The sequence below is a fragment of the Streptomyces nitrosporeus genome (genome assembly GCF_008704555.1).
GTDB classification, from domain to species: domain Bacteria; phylum Actinomycetota; class Actinomycetes; order Streptomycetales; family Streptomycetaceae; genus Streptomyces; species Streptomyces nitrosporeus.
Genome location: NZ_CP023702.1, coordinates 3,220,685 through 3,241,957, shown reverse-complemented (window position 1 = coordinate 3,241,957; position 21,273 = coordinate 3,220,685). Strand labels below are relative to the sequence as shown.

Annotated in this window: 20 protein-coding genes and 1 pseudogene; 11 read left to right on the top strand and 10 right to left on the bottom strand. The window is 72.8% G+C overall.

Annotation, left to right across the window (positions count from 1 at the left end; genetic code table 11):
* Positions 1 to 3: 3 nt before the first annotated feature.
* From CP967_RS14230 to CP967_RS14220, 3 genes are all read left to right on the top strand, one after another.
* On the top strand, positions 4 to 1,965 hold the full coding sequence (locus CP967_RS14230; RefSeq protein WP_150488345.1) for an acetyl/propionyl/methylcrotonyl-CoA carboxylase subunit alpha: 1,962 nt from the start codon (positions 4 to 6) through the stop codon (positions 1,963 to 1,965).
* Positions 1,962 to 3,125, top strand: a complete 1,164-nt coding sequence (locus tag CP967_RS14225) for an acyl-CoA dehydrogenase family protein (protein ID WP_150488344.1) — start codon at positions 1,962 to 1,964, stop codon at positions 3,123 to 3,125. Before CP967_RS14230 ends, CP967_RS14225 begins: the two co-directional genes overlap by 4 nt.
* 156 nt (positions 3,126 to 3,281) lie before the next feature.
* Positions 3,282 to 4,865, top strand: coding sequence for a 4-coumarate--CoA ligase family protein (locus CP967_RS14220; RefSeq protein WP_150488343.1), 1,584 nt, complete (start codon positions 3,282 to 3,284; stop codon positions 4,863 to 4,865).
* A gap of 105 nt (positions 4,866 to 4,970) precedes the next feature.
* On the opposite strand, the gene CP967_RS14215 is transcribed toward CP967_RS14220, so the two are convergent.
* Together CP967_RS14215 and CP967_RS34615 are read right to left on the bottom strand one after the other, a co-directional pair.
* Positions 4,971 to 5,384, bottom strand: coding sequence for a DUF302 domain-containing protein (locus CP967_RS14215; protein ID WP_150488342.1), 414 nt, complete (start codon positions 5,382 to 5,384; stop codon positions 4,971 to 4,973).
* Between the two features lie 10 nt (positions 5,385 to 5,394).
* Positions 5,395 to 5,613 (bottom strand): hypothetical protein, encoded by a 219-nt coding sequence (locus tag CP967_RS34615; RefSeq protein WP_229888545.1) that lies wholly within the window; start codon positions 5,611 to 5,613, stop codon positions 5,395 to 5,397.
* Positions 5,614 to 5,637: 24 nt separating this feature from the next.
* On the opposite strand from CP967_RS34615, the gene CP967_RS14205 reads away from it, so the two are divergent.
* Together CP967_RS14205 and CP967_RS34610 are read left to right on the top strand one after the other, a co-directional pair.
* Positions 5,638 to 5,961 (top strand): hypothetical protein, encoded by a 324-nt coding sequence (locus CP967_RS14205; protein WP_229888546.1) that lies wholly within the window; start codon positions 5,638 to 5,640, stop codon positions 5,959 to 5,961.
* A pseudogene (locus tag CP967_RS34610) lies at positions 5,958 to 6,489 on the top strand (hypothetical protein). The gene CP967_RS14205 and the pseudogene CP967_RS34610 overlap by 4 nt, the downstream one beginning before the upstream one ends.
* Positions 6,490 to 6,693: 204 nt before the next feature.
* Here CP967_RS34610 and CP967_RS34290 read toward each other — a convergent pair.
* Together CP967_RS34290 and CP967_RS14190 are read right to left on the bottom strand one after the other, a co-directional pair.
* Entirely contained in the window at positions 6,694 to 7,122 is a 429-nt protein-coding gene (locus CP967_RS34290) for a helix-turn-helix domain-containing protein (protein ID WP_190175178.1), read from the bottom strand.
* Between the two features lie 64 nt (positions 7,123 to 7,186).
* The gene (locus CP967_RS14190; RefSeq protein ID WP_150488341.1) at positions 7,187 to 7,384 is read right to left on the bottom strand and encodes a type II toxin-antitoxin system HicA family toxin; all 198 of its coding nucleotides are present in this window, start codon (positions 7,382 to 7,384) and stop codon (positions 7,187 to 7,189) included.
* A 234-nt stretch (positions 7,385 to 7,618) separates the two neighbouring features.
* On the opposite strand from CP967_RS14190, the gene CP967_RS14185 reads away from it, so the two are divergent.
* Together CP967_RS14185 and CP967_RS14180 are read left to right on the top strand one after the other, a co-directional pair.
* A complete protein-coding gene (locus CP967_RS14185) occupies positions 7,619 to 8,356 on the top strand; it encodes an enoyl-CoA hydratase family protein (RefSeq protein ID WP_150488340.1) in 738 nt (245 codons plus the stop codon).
* Complete coding sequence (locus tag CP967_RS14180; RefSeq protein ID WP_150488339.1) at positions 8,344 to 8,922, top strand: TetR/AcrR family transcriptional regulator; 579 nt, start codon at positions 8,344 to 8,346, stop codon at positions 8,920 to 8,922. Before CP967_RS14185 ends, CP967_RS14180 begins: the two co-directional genes overlap by 13 nt.
* Before the next feature lie 25 nt (positions 8,923 to 8,947).
* Here CP967_RS14180 and CP967_RS14175 read toward each other — a convergent pair whose 3' ends face one another.
* On the bottom strand, positions 8,948 to 10,126 hold the full coding sequence (locus CP967_RS14175) for a MarR family transcriptional regulator (RefSeq protein WP_150488338.1): 1,179 nt from the start codon (positions 10,124 to 10,126) through the stop codon (positions 8,948 to 8,950).
* A gap of 539 nt (positions 10,127 to 10,665) precedes the next feature.
* Complete coding sequence (locus CP967_RS14170) at positions 10,666 to 11,775, bottom strand: citrate synthase 2 (protein WP_150488337.1); 1,110 nt, start codon at positions 11,773 to 11,775, stop codon at positions 10,666 to 10,668.
* A 318-nt stretch (positions 11,776 to 12,093) separates the two neighbouring features.
* Between CP967_RS14170 and pdxH the strand changes: the two genes are divergently transcribed.
* Both pdxH and CP967_RS14160 read left to right on the top strand, forming a co-directional pair.
* A complete protein-coding gene (pdxH, locus tag CP967_RS14165) occupies positions 12,094 to 12,720 on the top strand; it encodes a pyridoxamine 5'-phosphate oxidase (protein ID WP_150491839.1) in 627 nt (208 codons plus the stop codon).
* Positions 12,721 to 13,147: 427 nt separating this feature from the next.
* A complete protein-coding gene (locus CP967_RS14160) occupies positions 13,148 to 14,572 on the top strand; it encodes a PAS domain-containing protein (protein WP_150488336.1) in 1,425 nt (474 codons plus the stop codon).
* 165 nt (positions 14,573 to 14,737) lie between these two features.
* On the opposite strand, the gene CP967_RS14155 is transcribed toward CP967_RS14160, so the two are convergent.
* The gene (locus CP967_RS14155) at positions 14,738 to 15,493 is read right to left on the bottom strand and encodes an SIS domain-containing protein (protein ID WP_150488335.1); all 756 of its coding nucleotides are present in this window, start codon (positions 15,491 to 15,493) and stop codon (positions 14,738 to 14,740) included.
* Positions 15,494 to 15,689: 196 nt separating this feature from the next.
* Here CP967_RS14155 and CP967_RS14150 point away from each other — a divergent pair, with 196 nt between their 5' ends.
* Together CP967_RS14150 and CP967_RS14145 are read left to right on the top strand one after the other, a co-directional pair.
* Entirely contained in the window at positions 15,690 to 16,382 is a 693-nt protein-coding gene (locus CP967_RS14150; protein WP_150488334.1) for an iron-dependent transcriptional repressor DtxR, read from the top strand.
* A gap of 756 nt (positions 16,383 to 17,138) precedes the next feature.
* Positions 17,139 to 18,023, top strand: coding sequence for an alpha/beta fold hydrolase (locus CP967_RS14145; RefSeq protein WP_150488333.1), 885 nt, complete (start codon positions 17,139 to 17,141; stop codon positions 18,021 to 18,023).
* A 28-nt stretch (positions 18,024 to 18,051) separates the two neighbouring features.
* Here CP967_RS14145 and CP967_RS14140 read toward each other — a convergent pair whose 3' ends face one another.
* Genes CP967_RS14140 through CP967_RS14130 form a run of 3 tightly spaced genes read right to left on the bottom strand, consistent with a single transcriptional unit; the run spans position 18,052 to position 21,203 of the window.
* On the bottom strand, positions 18,052 to 19,692 hold the full coding sequence (locus CP967_RS14140) for a transporter (protein ID WP_150488332.1): 1,641 nt from the start codon (positions 19,690 to 19,692) through the stop codon (positions 18,052 to 18,054).
* The gene (locus CP967_RS14135) at positions 19,689 to 20,480 is read right to left on the bottom strand and encodes an ABC transporter ATP-binding protein (protein WP_150488331.1); all 792 of its coding nucleotides are present in this window, start codon (positions 20,478 to 20,480) and stop codon (positions 19,689 to 19,691) included. Before CP967_RS14135 ends, CP967_RS14140 begins: the two co-directional genes overlap by 4 nt.
* 36 nt (positions 20,481 to 20,516) lie before the next feature.
* Positions 20,517 to 21,203, bottom strand: coding sequence for a bifunctional DNA primase/polymerase (locus CP967_RS14130; RefSeq protein ID WP_150488330.1), 687 nt, complete (start codon positions 21,201 to 21,203; stop codon positions 20,517 to 20,519).
* Between the last annotated feature and the right edge of the window lie 70 nt (positions 21,204 to 21,273).

The window sequence follows — 21,273 nt, the reverse complement described above, 5'->3', positions numbered from 1 at the left end:
CGCATGACCATCCACACCCTGCTCGTCGCCAACCGGGGCGAGATCGCCTGCCGGGTCTTCCGCACCTGCCGCGCGCTGGGCATCGCCACCGTGGCGGTGTACTCCGACGCGGACGCCGGCGCCCTGCACGTACGGGAGGCCGACACCGCCGTACGCCTCCCGGGGAACGCGCCCGCCGACACCTATCTGCGCGGTGACCTGGTCGTGGCCGCCGCGCTCGCCGCCGGGGCCGACGCCGTGCACCCGGGCTACGGCTTCCTCTCGGAGAACGCGGGATTCGCCCGCGCCGTCGAGGACGCCGGGCTCCTGTGGGTCGGGCCGCCGGTCAAGGCCATCGAGCTGATGGCGTCCAAGACCCGCGCCAAGGAGCTGATGGCCGCCGCCGGCGTACCGCTGCTCGCCCCCGTCGACCCGGCCGCCGCCACCGCCGGTGACCTGCCCCTGCTGCTCAAGGCGGCGGCGGGCGGCGGCGGGCGCGGGATGCGGATCGTACGGGACCTCGCCGGCCTGCCCGGCGAGCTGATGGCCGCGGTGGCCGAGGCCACCGCCGCCTTCGGTGACGGCGAGGTCTTCGCCGAGCCCTACGTCGAACGCGGCCGGCACGTCGAGGTCCAGGTGATGGCCGACGGCCGGGGCACGGTCTGGGCGCTCGGCACCCGGGACTGCTCGCTCCAGCGCCGCCACCAGAAGGTCGTCGAGGAGGCCCCCGCGCCCGGTCTGGACGACGCCCTGCGGACCCGGCTGCACGACGCGGCCGTCGCCGCCGCCGAGGCCGTCGGCTACCGGGGCGCGGGCACCGTGGAGTTCCTCGTCTCCGCCGACGGCCGCCCGTACTTCCTGGAGATGAACACCCGCCTCCAGGTCGAACACCCCGTCACCGAGGCGGTGTTCGGGCTCGACCTGGTCGCCCTGCAGCTGCGCGTCGCGGAAGGCGCACCGCTGCCCGCCGCCGGACCGCCACCGCCGCACGGACACGCCGTCGAGGCCCGGCTGTACGCCGAGGACCCCGCGCGTGACTGGCAGCCGCAGACCGGGACCCTGTTCTCGTTCGACGTACCGGACGAGCCCGGACTGCGCCTGGACACCGGCTACACCGGGGGCGACACCGTCCCGGTGCACTACGACCCGATGCTCGCCAAGGTCGTCGCCCACGCCCCGACCCGCGCCGAGGCCGTACGCCTGCTGAGCCGTGCCCTGAGGCGCGCCCGTATCCACGGCCCGGCCACCAACCGGGAACTGCTCGTACGGTCCCTGGCCCACCCCGACTTCACCGGCGCCCGCCCCGACACCGGCTTCTACGACCGCCACCTGGCCGCCCTCACGGCACCCGCCCCCGACGACGGGCCCGCCCGCCGTCTCGCCGCCACCGCCGCCGCGCTCGGCCGTGCCGCCACCCGGCCCGCCACCGGCCCCGCCCGCTTCGGCGCCTGGCGCAACCTCGCGTCCGGCCCGCAGACCAGGAGCTACCGCGCCGAACCCGACGGCACCACCTACGACATCGCCTACCGCACGGTGCGCGGCGCACTCCTCCCGGAGACCGGGGAGCGCGTCGTGGCCGCCGCACCCGACCGCGTCACCCTCGAAACCGGCGACGGCCTGACCCGCCACTTCGCCCTCGCCGTCCACGGCGAGAGCGTGTACGTCGACACGGCCGCCGGCTCGTACACCTTCACCGCCCTGCCCCGCTTCACCGACCCCGCCGAACACACCGCGCCCGGCTCCCTGCTCGCCCCCATGCCCGGCACCGTCGTCCGCCTCGCGGACGGACTCGCCCCGGGAGCCGCCGTCGAGGCCGGGCAGCCGCTGATCTGGCTGGAGGCGATGAAGATGGAACACCGCGTCCTCGCCCCCGCCACCGGCACCCTCACCGAGCTCCACGCAGCCCCCGGCCTCCAGGTGGAGGTCGGCGCCCTGCTCGCCGTCGTACGTGACGCATCCGCGCACCAGGAGGAGACGACCCCATGAGCACCGTCCTCGAAACCGAAGAACAGCGTGCCCTGCGCGCCGCCGTCGCCGCCCTCGGGAAGCGCTACGGCCGCGAGTACAGCACCGCACTCGCCCGCAGGGGCGAACACCCCCGCGAGCTGTGGGCCGAGGCGGGCAAGCTGGGCTACCTCGGCGTCAACCTCCCCGAGGAGTACGGCGGCGGAGGCGGCGGCATGGCCGAACTCTCCATCGTCCTGGAGGAGCTCGGCGCGGCCGGCAGCCCGCTGCTCATGCTGGTCGTCTCTCCGGCGATCTGCGGCACCGTCATCGCCCGGTTCGGCACCGAGGAGCAGAAGCGGACCTGGCTCCCGGGCCTGTCCGACGGCAGCCTGACCATGTCCTTCGGGATCACCGAACCCGACGCCGGGTCCAACTCGCACCGCATCACCACCACCGCCCGCCGCGACGGCGGGGACTGGATACTCAACGGGCGCAAGGTCTTCATCTCCGGCGTCGACATCTCCGACGCCACCCTGATCGTCGGCCGCACCGAGGACGCCCGCTCCGGCAGCCTCAAGCCCTGCCTCTTCATCGTCCCCCGCGACACCCCCGGCTTCTCCCGCACCCCCATCGACATGGAACTCCAGGCGGCCGAGAAGCAGTTCGAGCTGGTCCTGAACGACGTACGGCTGCCCGCCGGCGCGCTCGTCGGCGAGGAGGACGCGGGGCTCCTCCAACTGTTCGCCGGGCTCAACCCCGAACGCGTCATGGGCGCCGCCTTCGCCATCGGCATGGGCCGGTACGCCATCGAGCGAGCCGTCGCCTACGCCAAGGAGCGCACCGTCTGGAAGGGCGCCCCCATCGGCTCCCACCAGGCCATCGCCCACCCCTTGGCCCAGTCCCACATCGAGCTGGAACTGGCCCGGCTGATGATGCAGAAGGCGGCCCGTCTGGTGGACGAGGGCGACGACATCGGCGCGGGCGAGGCCGCCAACATGGCCAAGTACGCCGCCGCCGAGGCATGCGTCCGGGCCGTCGACCAGGCCGTGCACACCCTCGGTGGCAACGGCCTCACCCGCGAGTACGGCCTGGCCTCCCTGATCACGGCCGCGCGTGTCGCCCGGATCGCACCGGTCAGCCGCGAAATGATCCTGAACTACGTCTCCCACCAGACCCTGGGGCTCCCCAAGTCGTACTGAGAACGGCACCGTCCAGGGGCTTCCCGGACCCCGCCCCGGGAGACGAAAGTGGCCCCCGCACCGTCCCGCCCTCCCGCATCCCGCACGGCCCGTCCGGCTCCCCGCCCGCCCGCGCGGGACGCCGGACGGGCCGCACCCGCTCCGAAGGGAACCGCCATGGTGTTCCACAGCGAGTACGCAGATGTCCCGGCCCTGGAAGTACCCATCCACGAAGCCGTCCTCGGCCACGTCACCGAGCAGTTCGGCGACACCACCGCCCTGATCGACGGCACCAACGGCATGAGCGTCACCTACGCCCAGCTCGACACCTTCCACCGGCGCATCGCCGCCCACCTCGCCGGGGCCGGCCTCGCCAAGGGCGACGTCCTCGCCCTGCACAGCCCCAACACCATCGCCTACCCGGCCGTGTTCTACGGGGCCACCCGGGCCGGAGCCGCCGTCACCACCGTCCACCCGCTCGCCACCGCCGAGGAGTTCGCCAAGCAGCTGACGGACTCCGGCGCCCGCTGGATCGTCACCGTCTCCCTCCTCCTCGACACGGCCCGCCGGGCCGCCGGACTGGCGGGCGGCGTCGAGGAGATCTTCGTCTGCGACCAGGCCGAGGGGCACACCTCGGTCCTCGACATGCTCGGCTCCACCGCCCCCGAACCGGAGGTCGCCTTCGACCCGGCCGAGGACGTCGTCGCCCTGCCGTACTCCTCCGGCACCACCGGCGCCCCCAAGGGCGTCATGCTCACCCACCGCTCCATCGGCACCAACCTGGAACAGCTGCGCCCCTTCATCCCGCTTAAGCCCGGCGACCGCATCCTGGCCGTGCTTCCCTTTTTTCATATCTACGGGCTGACCGCCCTGATGAACGTCCCGCTGCGCTGTGGCGCCACCGTCGTCGTCCTGCCCCGCTTCGACCTCGACCAGTTCCTCGGCGCCATCCAGGACCACCGCATCAGCGGCCTCTACGTCGCCCCGCCCATCGTCCTGGCCCTTGCCAAGCATCCGGCGGTCGGTGACTACGACCTGTCCTCGCTGGAGTACATCGTCAGCGCCGCGGCCCCGCTGGACGCCGGACTCGCCGCCGCCTGTTCCGCCCGCCTCGGCCTGCCGCCCGTACGCCAGGCCTACGGCATGACCGAACTCTCCCCCGGCACCCACGTCGTCCCGCTCGAAGCGGAGGACCCGCCGCCCGGCGCCGTCGGCAAACTCCTGCCCGGCACCGAGATGCGCATCGTCTCCCTGGACGATCCGGACACCGACCTCCCCGCCGGTGCCGACGGCGAGATCCTCATCCGGGGGCCGCAGGTGATGAAGGGCTACCTCGGCCGCCCCGAGGCCACCACGGCGATGATCGACGGCGACGGCTGGCTGCACACCGGTGACGTCGGCCGCGTCGACGAGGAGGGCTGGCTGCACGTCGTGGACCGGGTGAAGGAGCTCATCAAGTACAAGGGCTACCAGGTCGCCCCCGCCGACCTGGAGGCCCTCCTCCTCACCCACCCCTCCATTGCCGACGCCGCCGTCATCGGCGTCCACGACGACGACGGCAACGAGATCCCCAAGGCCTACGTCGTCCGCCAGCCCTCCGCCCCGGACCTCACCGCCGACGACGTCATGGCGTACGTCGCCGGACGCGTCGCCCCGTACAAGAAGGTCCGCCGGGTCGAGTTCACCGAATCCGTCCCACGCGCGGTCTCCGGCAAGATCCTCCGCCGCGAACTCCGCGACCGGGAGAAGCGGGGGGCCTGACGACGGCCCGGCCGGTGGTGGCCCGGGGCAACCGCAGGAGCCGGTCGACGGCAGCGGTGGCCGGCGCCCCACATCCGTGCGTACCGGCGCACGGTCCGGAGAACCTCACTGGGAGGCCTGACCGCAGACCTGAGCCAGCGTGGCTTCCAGGGCTGCGGCGGCTTCACTACCGCCATCGCCCAGGCCGTGGCGCTGAATGAGCCAGGCCGCTGTGCTGTAGGTCAGCCAGACCTTGTCCTGCTCGTCCTGCCAGACAAGGATCTTGGAGGGAAGATCAAGCCCCGCGCGTTGCTGATCGAGCATCAGCTCGGTACCCACACGGGGATCGCCGAACAGGATCAGTTCGGTGGGACGCAGTGTGATTCCGGCATGAGCGGCGTTGGCTGCGTGGTCGACCCGTGAGAAGACGTGGTATCCGGCTGTCGTGACCGCCGCGCACAGCCGTTCCACAGTGGCCGGGAACGGCCACGCGCTGCGCAGGGTCACCAGGCCGGGGTCGTCGGACGTCGTGTTGTTCACATATCGGACGCTAGTCCGGAACCATTCCGCTCCGGTGGAGGAACACGCAGTCGAAGGTCCCTTCGGCCCCGAACCAGTGCCTGGTTTCTGATCGCGGGTGTCGGAAGGGGTACCGGATACCGAGCGGCGGATGGTGCCGGTGCTTCGCACAGATCATGTCACCCGGTTCGGTGCCGTACCGGTGGGCGTTGGTGACGAGTTCACTGGTCACCAGGATGACATCGTCCATATGCGGCTCTGGAGTCTGCGGAGCGTGGTGACCGATCATCGTGCGGTAGAGCTGTACCGGGCGGGGCCGGAGGACGATCGCTCTTCCGGGGACCCGCAGACCGCGCATCTTGACCTGGCTAGGGCCTCCCTGGCGAGTGGTGAACCCGAAGAGGCCGTCGCGAAACTCTCGGAGGTGTTCGCCGCCGAGACGTACACGGCGAGTATCACCATCAGGTTGCGTGATCTGGCCGCATTCCTCGGAAGCGAGCCTTACCGTGGCGTACGGTCGGCGGCCGGTCTCCGCGCACATATTTACGAAGCGGCCGGTCGTCCCACCCTCACCGGCAACCTCGCTGAGCCGCGATGACCGCCCGGCCCACGGACGAACGCCTGGTCACCGACCGCAGCCTTCCCTCCGCCAAGGCATACGGCACAGGCCGGCACCTGGCCGCCCGTCAGTTCCTCTGCCGGTGGCAGAGTCCGCGCCACGATCTCCCGGGCATCGTCGTGGACGAACTGGCCGGTGTGTGCTGCGCGGTCGCGGATGTGGGCTGTGGCAACGGGAAGTTCGTGGCCAGGGTGCGGGAGGACCGGACCGACCGTTCCGTGGCGGTCCTCGGAACGGTCTTCGATGAGATCCGCGCGATCCCTCTTCCCGGGGTGATCGAGGTGACCGATGCCGGACCGGTCGTCGCGCACCTGGCGTCGTACGAAGCCTGGGCGGACCGGATGGGCGTCCCGTTCAGGGAGACGATCGAGCGCGCGGCAGCGGGTCGAGGAGCTCATCCAGGCAGAGGGTGCTTTCCGTATCACCTGCCTGGGCGGCATCCTCGTCTGCCGGAGACCGGAGCGACAGGACCTGCTTCCGGGCTCGGTCGGCCGAGCGGGACCGTGACCGGCGGCAGAGGGCCTCGGACGGGAGCGGTTCCCGTCATCCGGCCGCGAGCCGGCCTCGGCCGCCGATGGCCTTCAGGCGCACGGTCTCTTCGCAGGTGTCCTTCTCGTCGGCGTCCACGATGACGGCGGCAACGAGATCCCAGGACCTACGTCGTTCGCCGCCCCTCCGCCCCGGTCCTCACCGCCACTCACCTCATGACCGTCAGGCGGGAACGGCCTTCTTCTCTGCGCTCTTCCTCGTTTTCCTGGGTGCGAGCTGGGCGATGCGCTGGTGAGTGACGCCGAGCATGCGACCTGCTTCAGCCTGTGTGAGTCCGAGGCCGACGAGAGTCTTCGCCGCTCGTGTCATCGCTGTGCGTCGGCGCATCTCCGCCTCCTGCACGGCCGCGTCGGCCTCTTCGGCCTCCCGCACGACTTCGGACATCGCCGGGTCGGCCGGGACGAGTTCGACGGTGTAGGCGGACGGATCATCCTCGATGTCCAGAACGAGACTGATCAGATCCCGTGCGTTGTCGTGGGCTTCGGTCCAGGTGAGGCCCTGGGTGACGTTCTGCTCCCCTTCTGGAAGGCCATCGATGCCCACGACCCAGAAGCGTCCCTGACGCTCTGCTGTCGCCTTGTACGTAGTCATTCAGCGCGTCCCTTCTCGCTCAGTTCGATGCCGTGATGAAGGCTGGCCCGGAGGCCGAGAAGGTTCACGCCTTCTCGGCCGTCCGGATGATCGATGCGGCAGTGCCCTCCGCGATCTCGGAGTGCCGTGGGATATGGACTCTGACGGCGCCGACCTTGTATGTCTCGTGCCGTCCCCGTCCACTCCCTTCCGGCCCCGTGAAGTCAACCTCCTTCTCAGCTGCGATCTGCTTCAGCCGTTTCATGAGGTCTTTTCGCTTCACATCGGTGATTCTAGTCTAACTTGAGAAGCCGCTCAAATGTCATTTGAATTCTCGCTTCTTCCTGCCTGTGGGCATGCGGGGAGGGCTGGACTGAACCAGAATCATGCAAGCGTGCTTGATTGTTCTTCCGCCTGCTGCCACCCTCGACCCGACGGCCCGCAGGGCGCCGGACGCCCCGCGGGACTTCGGCGGCCCGCAGGGGACCCGACGGCCCGGCAGAAGGAGAACAGACGGATGAGCCAGCTCGCCCCGCCCGCCCACGAGCGCGGTGTCACCACCCTCACCCTGGACTCCCCGGCCAACCGCAACGCCCTGAGCGCGGCGCTCGTCGGGGAGCTGGCCGAGGCCCTGGAGGACTGCGCGGCCGACGACGGTGTCCGGGCCGTGGTCCTCACCCACACCGGTACCACCTTCTGCGCCGGCGCCGATCTCACCGCACCGCCCGACCCGCACACCCTGGTCGCGCTGATGCGCCGGATCGTCGCCCTGCCCAAGCCCGTCGTCGCCCGGGTCACCGGGCACGTCCGGGCCGGCGGGCTGGGGCTGCTGGCGGCGTGCGACATCTCCGTGGCCGGTCCGGGCGCCTCCTTCGCGCTGACCGAGTCGCGGCTGGGGCTGGCGCCCGCCGTCATCTCCATGCCGCTGCTGCCCCGCGTCGATCCGCGTGCCGCCGCCCGCTACTACCTCACCGGGGAGCGCTTCGACGCCGCCGAGGCCGCCCGTACCGGGTTCGTCACCCAGGCCGCCGAGGACGTGGACCAGGCGCTGGTGCCCGTGCTGGACGGGCTGCGCAGGGCCTCGCCCCAGGGGCTGGCCGCGTCGAAGGAGCTGGTCGCGGCTAGGGTGCTGCGGAGCTTCGACCAGTACTCCGAAGACCTCATCGCCCGCTCGGCGGCCCTGTTCGCCTCCGACGACGCACGGGAGGGGATGACGGCCTTCCTCGAACGACGGGACCCGGCATGGCGGCTGTGACACCCCCCAAGCAGGACCGCAGCCGCGCCACCCGGCGCGGACTCCTCGAAGCTGCGGTCGCCTGCCTCGCCGAACACGGCTGGGCGGGCTCCACCGTCGCCGTCGTCGCCGAACGCGCCGGAGTCTCGCGCGGAGCGGCCCAGCACCATTTCCCCACCCGCGAGGACCTGTTCACCGGAGCCGTTGAGTACGTCGCCGAGGAACGCTCCGCCGCCCTGCGCGCCCTGCCCGTCCAGGGCCGTACCGAGGTCGTCGCCGCTCTGGTGGACCTCTACACCGGGCCGCTGTTCCGTGCCGCGCTCCAGCTGTGGGTCGCCGCGTCCAACGAGGAGCAGCTCCGCCCCCGCGTCACCGAACTCGAAGCCCGGGTCGGCCGCGAGACCCACCGCATCGCCGTCGAACTCCTCGGCGCCGACGAGGAGCGTCCCGGCGTCCGCGAGACCGTCCAGGGCCTCCTCGACATGGCCCGGGGCCTCGGCCTCGCCAACCTGCTGACCGACGACACCGCCCGCAGGGACAGGGTCGTCGGCCAGTGGGCGGCGCTGCTGGACGCCTCGCTCGGCTGACGGCCGGATCGTCAGGCTCCCGGCCTCAGCGTGCCCTGAGCAGCTCACGGACCTGCCCCGCGCGGCTGCGGACCTCGGCTTCGGCGAGGCCGCCGGCGGGCGGGGCCACCGGTTCCGGAGTACCGGACCGGTGGCAGGGGAGGCAGAGGCCGTCGGGCAGGGCCTCCGGGCGGCCGGGCGCGCCGCACTCGGCACACTCCACCATCACGAGGCGGACGGGGGTGCCGGGTGCGGGCGGTGCGGCGGCCGGGGGCACGAGCGGCGGGATCTTGTCCCGGAGGCGCCGCCGGAGGAACCCGACGGGTGAGTCGACCTGCGGGGGGAGCCCGGCGGTGAGGGCACGGGTCAGATAGGCGGTGTCCACGCCCCGGGCCAGCCACTCGGCGGCCCGCCCCTCCAGGACCGCGCAGTCGGCGGCGGAGAGCACCAGGCGGGCATCGGTCCGGCCGAGCCGCGCCAGGGCCAGATAGGCGGGCGAGGGGGCATCGGGCCCCGGGGTGGGCGCGGGGGTGGGGCCCGAGGCGGGCCCCGGGACAGCCTCCGGGGCGGACTCCGGGACGGGAGGCGCCATTGGCTCCGGCCCCCGCTGCTGCGGCACGGCCGACGGAACGATCGCGGGAGGGACGGCCACCGGCGGTACGGCCACGGGCAACGGCCCCTCCGCCAGCAGGGCAGCCACCGGTACCGGCCCCTCCACCAGCGGGGCAGCCACCGGCAACGGCCCCTCCACCGGCGCGGGTTCCTCCACGGGGACCCGGGCCGGAGGCGGCGGGGACGTGACGGCGGCCGGGGACGCCTTGCGGCCCTCCGCGGCGAGATGGGAGATCCACCACTCGTTGTCGCGGGCGGTACGGGACCAGAACGTGCGGAAGACCCAGCGCACCTGGTCACCGTCACCGACCTGGCACCGGGCGCGCCGCAGGTGACCGGCGACGGTCAGGGCCCTCAGCGCCGAGCCGACCGCCTGCTGGGCGTAGAGCGGCACCTGCTTGGCAAGGCTCTTCACGTCCATGGACGCGCCGTCCGGGAGGTGGTCGATGAACCCGGCGATGTACCGCTCACGGTCGGGCAGGAGCGCGAAGTCACCCGCGCTGGAAGCGGGTTGCCCCGGCACGGACCGCTTTCCGTAACCGGGATTGGCCATCGGGTACGGGTGGGAGAGTGCGGGGATGCGGGAGGCGGCACTAGGGTGCTGGGTAGCCACGGGATCGCCTTTTCGATCGTGGGGTGAGACCCCGGCCGGTGAGCCAACACCGCGTCGGGGTCGTCCTTTTGGTCGCACCGTAAGTGGTGGTGACGCTTCGCCGCAAACTGATCACGATTAGTCATACTTGCTGTTCGTGGCGGGTGGGGGAGGTGGGGAGGTTTTCCCAAACCCCTTCTTTTTCCTACCGGTTGTAAGAAGGCGCTCGGATCCCGGACCCCGTGTCCCGACGCCCGTGTCCCGAAGCTCGGGCTTCGGGCCCGGCCCCCTCCACGTACACACGGAAGAGCGAACCGGGCCTCCCCGGAGCTCGGATCCCGAGGCTCGGACCCTGAGTCCCGGACCCCGAGTTCCGGACCCCGGAACCCGAGCCCCGGAGGTCTGCGGGTCCCCGCTCCTCTTCGCCCGCGGCCCCCGGAGCCGATCGGCGTCTGCCGTGGGGGAAGGCCCGTGCCGCCACGCCGGAAACGGCGGGCGCCCCGGAAACGGCGGGCGCCCCGGGAGCGGTCCGCTCCCGGGGCGCCCGCCCCGTCGCCGGCTCAGCCCGCCAGGTCCGCGAGCTGGTCGTACCCCTCGATCTCCCGGGGGTCGCGCGCCCCGGGGCCGACGTACGTCGCCGTGGGGCGGACCAGCCGGCCCGTGCGCTTCTGCTCCAGGATGTGCGCCGACCAGCCCGCCGTGCGGGCGCAGCTGAACATCGAGGTGAACATGTGGGCCGGGACCTCGGCGAAGTCCAGCACGATCGCCGCCCAGAACTCGACGTTCGTCGCCAGCACCCGGTCCGGGCGCCGGGCGTGCAGCTCCTCCAGCGCCGCCTTCTCCAGTGCCTCGGCGACCTCGAAGCGCGGAGCCGCCAGTTCCCGTGCCGTACGCCGCAGGACCCGGGCCCGCGGGTCCTCCGCCCGGTAGACGCGATGGCCGAAGCCCATCAGCCGCTCGCCCTTGTCCAGGGCCCGCTTCACGTACGCGGTGGCGTCACCGGTCCGCTCGATCTCCTCGATCATGCCGAGGACCCGGGACGGCGCGCCGCCGTGCAGCGGACCGGACATCGCGCCGACCGCGCCGGAGAGGGCGGCCGCCACGTCCGCGCCGGTCGACGCGATGACCCGGGCGGTGAAGGTCGAGGCGTTCATGCCGTGTTCGGCGGCCGACGTCCAGTAGGCGTCGACGGCCTTGACGTGCTTGGGGTCCGGTTCGCCGCGCCAGCGGATCATGAACCGCTCGACGACGGAACCGGCCTTGTCGATCTCGCTCTGGGGGACCATCGGCAGCCCCTGGCCGCGCGCGGACTGCGCGACGTAGGAGAGGGCCATGACGGCGGCCCGCGCCAGGTCGTCCCGGGCCTGCTCCGCGTCGATGTCCAGCAGCGGTTTCAGCCCCCACACGGGCGCCAGCATCGCCAGCGCGGCCTGCACGTCGACCCGGATGTCACCGGAGTGCACGGGGATGGGGAAGGGCTCGGCGGGCGGCAGTCCCGGGCTGAACGCCCCGTCCACCAGCAGGCCCCAGACATGGCCGAACGAGACGTGGCCGACGAGGTCCTCGATGTCGACGCCGCGGTAACGGAGCGAGCCGCCTTCCTTGTCAGGTTCGGCGATCTCCGTCTCGAACGCGACGACTCCTTCAAGTCCGGGTACGAAATCGGACATCGGGCGGCTCCCTCGGCTCGACGACTGTGTACGGGTCCCGGTTGCTGCGGTTCCTGACGCTCCGTCCCCGGGGCCTGCTCACGATACTGGCGGGTACGCACGACGCGGGGAAGGGTGACGTCGGGCACAGCGCCCCGGAAACCCCGGGGCCGCCTCCGGAGCGGCCGGTCCGCCCGCGCCGGCGGACGGCCCCCCTGCGGCGGGGGCGCCGCACCGCTGGGGCAGGATGGCTGTGTGCCCACAGCTGATGCCACTCCGTCTTCCGCTTCCGCCTCCTCACGCACCCCCGCATTCGATTGCACCACCGATCCGGCGACGATGCGCGAGCAGTACCGGTCCGAGGACTTCACCGAGCAGGACCTCGCCGCGGACCCGATGGAGCAGTTCGCCCACTGGTTCAGCCAGGTCGCGGCCGGCGGCTCGCTCCACGAGCCGAACGCGATGGTGGTCTCCACCGCCACCGCCGGGGGCCGGCCGTCCTCCCGCACGGTGCTGCTGAAGCACTACGACGCCCGCGGCTTCGTCTTCTTCACCAACTACGCCTCCCGCAAGGGCCGTGAACTGGCGGAGAACCCGTACGTCTCGCTGCTCTTCCCCTGGCACCCGATGACCCGCCAGGTCATCGTGACCGGCACCGCCGCCCGCGTCGGCCGGGACGAGACGGTCGCCTACTTCCGCACCCGCCCGCACGGCTCCCAGCTGGGCGCCTGGGCCAGCGAACAGTCCACCGTGATCGGAACCCGCAGGGAACTCGTCGCACGGTACGAGGAACTGGCCGCCCGCTACCCGGAGGGCGAGAAGGTCCCGGCGCCCCCGCACTGGGGCGGCTTCCGGGTCGTACCCGACAGCATCGAGTTCTGGCAGGGGCACGAGAACCGGCTGCACGACCGGCTGCGTTACGTCCGTGAGGGCGCCGGCTGGCGGGTCGAGCGCCTCTGCCCGTAGAGGGCGGTCCGGGGCCGCGGGCAGGCGGTCCGGGCCGCCGGGCCCGGACACGCGGGAACCCCGGGCCCGGGCACGCGGAAACCCGCAGGCTCTGGTCCCTCCTCACGGAGGAGCCGGCCGGATCTACCGGCGAGCCTGCGGGTCGGTGACTGCGTTGTTTTCGGCAGACAGCCTGCCGAGGTGCACGGTGTGCGACGACGGGCTGTCAGCCCGCAGCCACCTCACGAATCCGATAAGACTGCACTTTTCGGATCACCTCCTTTCAACGTGTGCCCACAGCGTAGGCACCGTGCCGGAGGGGACACAAGTGATTTACCGGGGCCGGGTGGCCACCGGATTTCGGGGAAGTGGCTGTGTGGTGGCTCACGTTCGAGTTCAATGGTCTGACGTGCGGTAACACGGAATGCGCCCTGCGGGAGGTGCGGGAGTGAGTGCTTCCAGGAGCAGTGGGATCGCCGACGCGATCGGGCCGGAGGAAGGCCCGGAGAACGGCGGGCCCGGCGGCGCTCCGGGCTCCGGGACCCCGGCCGGGCCCGCCCCCGGCCCCCCGCTGCTCGCCGCGCTGCTCGACGGGATGGACGCCGCCTTCTGCGCCTTCGACGCCCACGGCACCGTCACCCACTGGAACCGCGAGGCCGAACGCGTCCTGGGCTGGAGCGCCGCCGAGGCCGTGGGACGCAGCGGCTTCGCCGGCTGGGCCGTGCGCCGTGCCGACGCCGGGGACGTGCAGCGGCGGCTGATGGCGGTCATGGACACCCCGGGGCGGCAGGTGCACGAGTTCGCCCTGCTGTGCAAGAGCGGCGGACGGGTGCTGGTGCGGACCCAGTCGTCCGCGGTGCGCGGCGCGGACGGCACACCGGCCGGGGTGTACTGCGCGTTCAGCGAGGTGCACGCCCGGATCGACCTGGAGCGGTCCATCGCGCTGAGCGAGGCGCTCTTCGAGGACATGTCGTGGGGCGTGGTCCTGGTGGACGTGGACCTGCGGCCGACCGTCGTCAACAGCTACGCGGCGCGGGCCCTGGGCGCCGGGCGTACGGCACCGCTCGGGCGCCCGCTGGGCGAGCTGATCCTGCGGGGGGCCGAGGAGCTGGAGGGCGCCCTCCAGCACGTCCTGGCCGAGGGGGCGCCGCCCGCTCCGGCCGACCTGTGGGTGACGCTGCGTACGGCGGAGGGCGAGCGGCGGCGCTGCTGGCGCAGCGGGTTCCTGCGGCTCGCCTCACCGCTGGCCGAGGAGCCCGTACCGCTGGGGGTCGGCTGGATGTTCCAGGACGTGACGGACGCCAGGCTCGCGGAGCAGGAGGCGGACCGGCTGCGGTTCCGGTCCAACCAGCTGCACCGGGCCGCCCGGCAGGCCGCCGGGTGCGAGGACCCGCTGGAGGCGGCCACCTCGTCCCTGGACTACGCCCTGGCCGGTTTCGCCGATCACGTGGTGGTGGACCTGCTGTGCGGTGAGCGGCTGGTACGCGCGGCGGGGACACCGGCCGAGGGGCCGGGGCCCTGCCTGCTGGTGTCCGGCGGTTCGATCCCGGTGCGCTACCGGGCCGGCCACCCCGCGCTCCAGGCCGTGGAGCGCACCGGGACGGTGCGTGCCAGCGCGCGGGCCGGGGCGGGCGAGGAGTGGGCAGCGGGACACCAGTGGCCCCGGGACGCGGCGCACGCCCTGTGCGCGGTGCTGCAAAGCCGCGGCAGGACGCTGGGCGTGGTGACGTTCCTGCGCGCCGCCAGCCGCAGCGCGTTCGAACGTCCGGATGCGATGTACGCGGAGAGCGTGGCGGTCCGGGTCGGCTCGGCGGTGGACCTGGCCCGGCTGACGGGCCGCCTGGACGGCGTCCCCGGGCCCCGGGAGGCGTGACGGCGCCGGGGCCCGGGGCGTGGGCGGGCCTCCGCCGGCACCGGTGGAGGCCCCGGCACAGGAAAGAAGGGCCCCGGGGCCGTGGGAGTCGTGGTGCCGCTGGGAGAGCCGGGGCCGTGGTGCCGGCGCCGGTGGAAGGACCGGCGCCGTGCGGGGGCCGCGCTGTCAGCGCCGGTAGAAGATCCGGTCCGCGTACTCCCGCATCACACGCCCGTTCCACTCGTGACCGCCGTCCACGTTGCCCGAGCGCAGCAGCGGCGGCTCGATGCCGCGGGCGGCCAGTTTCTCGGCCGCGGTGGCCATCATCGCCTGCATCAGCGCGCTGGTGACGACGGTGGAGGCGGGGGCGAAGGGCGCCTGGACGCCGGGGGCCGTGAGCTCGGCGTCACCCACCGCGATCTTGCTGTCCAGCACGATGTCGCAGTGGTCCCGCAGGAAGCTCCCGGAGGGGTTCCGGGGGGTGGTGCCCGTCGTGTAGGCGACCGAGGTGACCCCGATGACCGTCAGCCCGAGCGCCCGGGCGTTCAGCGCCATCTCCACGGGCAGCGCGTTGCGCCCCGACAGGGAGATGACCACCAGCAGGTCACCGGCCCTGGCGGGACTGGAGTCGAGTACCGCGGCGGCCAGCCCGTCGACCCTTTCCAGGGCCGAGCCCAGCGTGGCCGGCATGACGTCGACGCCGACGGTGCCGGGTACCGCCAGGAGGTTCATCAGGGCGAGCCCGCCCGCGCGGTAGACGACGTCCTGGGCTGCGAGGGAGGAGTGGCCCGCTCCGAAGGCGAAGAGCCTCCCGCCCGAGGCGACCGTGTCGGCGATGGCCGCGCCCGCCGCGGCCACGGCCTCGGCCTCCTCGTCACGTACACGCTCCAGCAGGCCGATCGCTGCGTCCAGGAACTGACCGGCCAGCTTGCTGTCGCTCATCGAGGAGACCTTTCCGACGGGGGCGGGGAGCCGTTCCGCCGCTCACGGTGAGGTCTGGACCAGTGACCTGTCAATACCACCTCCTGTCCCGCGCGGGTCCGGTTGTGACGGCGCGGCACGGTTGTCGTCGGTATGCGTCAGAATTGGTGCTGGGCCATCGCACGACGACTTCATGTCACAGCATCGAGGGGCACGTATGTCCGGACTGATCGACACAACGGAGATGTATCTCCGCACCATCCTCGAGCTCGAAGAGGAAGGCGTGGTCCCGATGCGCGCCCGGATCGCGGAACGGCTGGACCAGAGCGGCCCGACGGTCAGCCAGACCGTGGCGCGCATGGAGCGGGACGGCCTGGTCCGGATCGCCGGGGACCGCCACCTGGAGCTGACCGAGGAGGGCCGGCGCCTGGCGACCCGGGTGATGCGCAAGCACCGGCTCGCCGAGTGCCTGCTCGTCGATGTGATCGGCCTGGAGTGGGAGCAGGTCCACGCCGAGGCGTGCCGCTGGGAGCATGTGATGAGCGAGGCGGTGGAGCGCCGGGTGCTGGAGCTGCTGCGGCACCCCACGGAGTCCCCGTACGGCAACCCGATCCCGGGCCTGGAGGAGCTGGGCGAGCAGTCCGAGGCCGATCCGTTCCTGGACGCGAGCATGGTCAGCCTGGCCGACCTCGACGCCGGCGCGGAAGGCATGAACGTGGTGGTGCGCCGCATCGGCGAGCCGATCCAGACGGACGCCCAGCTGATGTACACGCTGCGCCGGGCCGGCGTGCAGCCCGGCTCGGTGGTCAGCGTGACCGAGTCGGCCGGGGGCGTGCTGGTCGGCTCCGGCGGCGAGGCCGCCGAGCTGGAGTCCGACGTCGCCTCGCACGTCTTCGTCGCCAAGCGCTGAGCCCCGGGCCTGCTGAGTCCCGGGCTGGCTGAGCCCGGACCTGCCGGTCCCCCCGGGCCTGCCAGGTCCTCGGACCTGCTGGCTCCTCGGATCCGGCGGGGCGCCGGGCCGGGCGGGAGGCCGGGTCCGGGCGGGTGCCCGCGGGAGCGGACACGTGCGGGGAAGTGGCCCGGTACGGCCCGCTTTCTGTTTTCCGCCCGGAATCTCAGCGGCCGGGCGAAACGCGTGCCAGGCTGTGGCCAGGCATATGACCTGAGGTGCCGGCGCGCGTGCCGGCGTTCGGGGAGGGAGCAGGGAATGCGCCCGTCGTACCGGCGTGTGCACCGGGCGGTCACGGCTGCCGTGCCCCCGGGCCGCCGCCACTCGGCGCACGGCCGGCGCCGCCCGGGCGCACCGGGGCGGGCGGGGTCCGCGGGACGGGCGGGCGCGGGGCGACCGGGCGCGCCGGGCCCCGGACGCGGGGAGGAACCCGGGCCGGGGCATGCGGACGGCCCCGGCGCCCTGAGGTGCCGGGGCCTGTCCTCCCCTGCTCTGACCTGGAGCCCCGAGCTCTCGAGGTCAGTGGCCGCAGATCCCTGTCCCCGAGTGATCCACCGCCTGGAGAAGATCTCCCCACGGCCGCGGTGGTCAATCCTGGAACGGTGTCACTCGTACGTGGGGTGTTGTGTGCCGAACACCGGATTTCGAATGAGAGTTCGATAACCTGACGGAGTCGGCCCAGCGGTGACCGAGAAACAGAAGGGGGTGCCAGAACCTATGGTGCGGCGCGTTGATGTAACCGGTTCCGGCGGACTGCGTCTGTCGGCCTGGGAGTTCTCCGATCCGGCCGAGGAGCGTCCGGAGGGCGGACGGCGCCCCGGGGTCTTACTGCTCCACGGACTGATGGGCCGGGCCTCCCACTGGGCGCCCACCGCCCGCTGGCTCTCCGAGCGCCACCGCCCGGTCGGCCTCGACCAGCGGGGCCACGGCAGCAGCGGGAAAGCGGCCGAAGGCGCCTCCACCCGGGACGCGTACGTCGCCGACGCCGAGGCCGCGATCGAGCAGCTCGGCCTCGCCCCCGCCGTCCTGGTGGGGCACGGGATGGGCGCCCTCACCGCCTGGCAGCTCGCCGCGCTCCGCCCCGACCTGGTCAAGGGCCTCATCGTGTGCGACATGCGGGCCTCCGCGCTGGGCGCGGCATCGCAGCGGGAGTGGACGGACTGGTTCGACACCTGGCCGGTGCCCTTCGCCAGCCTCGCCGCCGTACGGAAATGGTTCGGGGAGGACGATCCCTGGGTGGAGAGTCCCGACCCGGCGCGCGGCGAGTTCTTCGCCGAGGTGATGACCGAGCGGCCCGACGGCTGGCGGCCGGTGTTCTCCCGGCGGCAGATGCTGGAGTCCCGGGCCACCTGGGTCCACGACGCGCACTGGGAGGAACTGGCCCAGGTCCGCTGCCCCACCCTGGTGGTGCGCGGCATCGACGGCGAACTCGGCCGGGCGGAGGCCCAGGAGATGGTCCGCGTCCTCCCGTACGGGCAGTACGCCGAGGTGGCCGACACCGGCCACTTCGCCCACTACGACCGGCCCAAGGGCTGGCGCGAGGCGGTGGAGCCCTTCCTGGAGCGGCTCACCGAGAGCGACCGGGAGCCGGTCGGTCCCTGATCCAGCCGCCCCCGGCCCGCCGCCCCGCTCAGCCCTTGCTGACCGCCGCCAGGATCTCCGGCAGCCGCTCCGCGGTGCGCGGGGCGGCCATCCGGACCCCCGCCCAGGCGAGGAACGCCCCGTACACCGCGCCCACCGGAAGCAGCACCCACAACCAGCCGTGCAGATCCGCCACGTGCAGCCAGACCGTCAGCCCGATCACCGGCCCGCTCAGCACCGAGGACACCAGCAGCCCGCCCAGGATGGAGATCCAGACCAGACCCGCCTGACCCGGCACCGCGTTCTTGAAGGCACCGTCCTGCGGAATCGAGTACGGGGCCAGCGCCGAGGCCAGCGCACCCGTCGCCAGCATCCCGCCCAGCAGCGCGAACGACACGCCCATCACCCCGGGCAGCGCCGCCCAGTCCCCGGCCACCGCCGCCGTCACCACGGCCACCAGCACCGTGTACGGCAGGGTGATCAGCAGCAGCGCCAGCGCGCGGGCCCTCAGCTCGGCATAGGCGTCACGCGCCGACGAGACGGTCGTCGCCACCATCCAGAAGGCGGAGGTGTCCTGCCCGAACTGGTTGTACATCTGCATACCGAGCATCCCGGCGGCGAAGCACGCGAAGTAGACCGAGCCGACCCCCTGCACCGCGTTGATCACCGGCACGATCATGCCGACCGCGAGCGCCGTCACCCAGGCCGCCTTCGTCTTCGGGTCCCGGGCGACATAGCGCAGACTCCGCTCCATCACCGCCCCCGTACGCCCCTCGGGAAGCAGCGCGGACAGACCGGAACGGCCCGCACCCGCCCCGCGCCGGTCCGGCCCGGCCGCGGCGACCGTCGAACCGTCCGGGGAGGACATCAGCTTGTCCAGACCCCGGTGCCACAGCCACAGCAGGAACACCAGGGCACCCACCGCCAGCAGCAACTGCCCCGCCGCGGAGCCGTACGCCCCGTCCGAGGCCGACCCCACCGCACCGAGCGCCGACGCCGGCGGAATCCAGCGCACCACGTCCGCGGCGGGTTCGAGCGAGGACAGCCCGCCCGCCGCACTCAGCCGCTGTATGCCGAAGTTGACGAACTGGATGCCCACCGCGATCACCAGACCGCTGAGCACGGCGAGATCACGGCCCCGGCGCGAGGTCAGCAGCCTGACGTTGGCCGTGGCGACGGACCGCGCCAGCGCCACACAGATCAGCAGCGTCAGCGGCACCGCGAACACCCCGGTCACCACCGCCACCGCGCCGTGCGCCACGGAGATCACCGAGCCCAGCGCCAGTGCCAGCGTGAACAGCGGCCCGATCCCCAGCAGCGAGGCCACCAGCAGCGCCCCGGTCAACGGGCGCGGCCGCAACGGCAGCATCACCAGCCGGCTCGGATCGAGGGTCTCGTCACCACTCGGGAAGAAGAGCGGCATCACCGCCCAGCCGAGCGCCACCACCCCCAGCAGCAGGACCACCAGGGTGTGCGCCTGCGCATGGCCCCGGAGCGCCACCAGGCCGAGCACCAGGCCCACCGCGAGCAGCGCCGTGAGGACGAGCGAGACGATGTACACCGCCCGCCGCCCCGCCGACTGGCGCAGCCCGTTGCGCAGCAGCGTCAGCTTCAGCCGTACGAACACGGGCACCAGTTCCGCCGTACCGGCCACCGCGACGGGCGCGGCCGGGGCACCGGGCGCGGTCACCGGGTGCCGCCCAGCCAGTCCAGGGACCCGCCGGTGTCCCGGCCGCCCGCGCCGACCAGCTCCAGGAAGGCGCTCTGGAGCGAGGGGGCGTCGCCCCGCACCTCGGCGAGCGTGCCCTGCGCCCGGATACGGCCCGCCGCCATGACGGCCACCCAGTCGCAGAGCGACTCGACCAGTTCCATCACGTGGCTGGAGAAGACCACCGTGGCCCCGGAGCCCGTGTACCGCTCCAGCACCTCCCGGATGGTCTGCGCCGACACCGGGTCCACGCCCTCGAACGGCTCGTCCAGGAAGAGCACTTCGGGATTGTGGAGAAGGGCCGCGGCCAGCCCGATCTTCTTCCGCATACCGGTGGAGTAGTCCACCACCAGCTTGTGCTGGGACCCCGCCAGGTCCAGCACATCCAGCAACTGGGCGGCCCGCTTGTCCGTCTCCGCCCCCGGCAGCCCCCGCAACCTGCCCATGTAGCCGAGCAGTTCACGGCCGGAGAGCCGCTCGAACAGCCGCAGCCCCTCCGGGAGCACACCGATCCGGGACTTCACCGCGACCGGGTCCCGCCACACGTCGTGGCCCCCGATCTCGATGCGGCCCATGTCCGGCCTGAGCAGCCCGGTCACCATCGACAGCGTGGTGGTCTTGCCCGCGCCGTTGGGACCGACCAGACCGATGAACTTGCCCGCGGGCAGCTCCAGATCGATCCCGGACACGGCGATCTGCTCACCGAAGCGCTTCCACAGCCCCTCCACCCGCACCGCGGGCACGGGCGTGCCGTCTTCTCCTGCGGTCATGGTGCCGCCTTTCGTATCCCCGTCATGGGGACCACCCTACGAAAGACGTGACCGGGCGTCCGAGGCCTCCCGCGCGCAGGCGTAGGCGAGCGGACCGATCAGCTCCTGCACGTCCGGCAGCCGGTGATCCGTCCGGCCGGGCGGACGCGCCCACTGCACCGCCCCGCGCCCGCCCACCCGGGTCGGCGGGGCGACCACGTAATGCCCCTCGCCGCGTCCCACCAGACCGATCGCCCCGGCGTCCCAGCCCAGGGAACGCACCAGGACGGGCGCCTTCGCCGCTCCGCCGGGCGCGACCAGGAAGACCGTCCTGCGGTCGGGGGTGCGCGTCACCGGGCCGGCGGGGAGCCCCATCCGCTCCATCCTGGCGAGCGCCAGGAAGCCCGCCGACTCCGGCACGTCGAGGGCGTCGAAGGCCCGGCCGGCCGGGAGCAGCACCGAGGCGCCCGGCTGCCTGTCCCACATCCTGCGGGCGGCCGCGGCACCGCCGGTCGCCTCCCCGGCCCAGTGGGGGCCGGCGGGATGGGCTCCGGGCCAGGCGCAGTCCGCCCGGCCGCAGGAGCAGCGCTCCGAACCGTCCACCATGTCGAGCCGGGTGCCGGCGACCACGTCCCAGCGCCGTTCCTCGGCGTACCAGGCCGCGGCCTCGGCCAGCCGCTCCCCTCGCTGCCGGGGGACGTGTGCGCCCCGTGGGGCTTCCGTCACTGTGCTGCGCTCTTCCACGACCGGCACAACTCCTGTCGCAGGCAGGGGTTACGGGCGCACAAGGGCCGGCCGTGGTGCACCGGGCCCG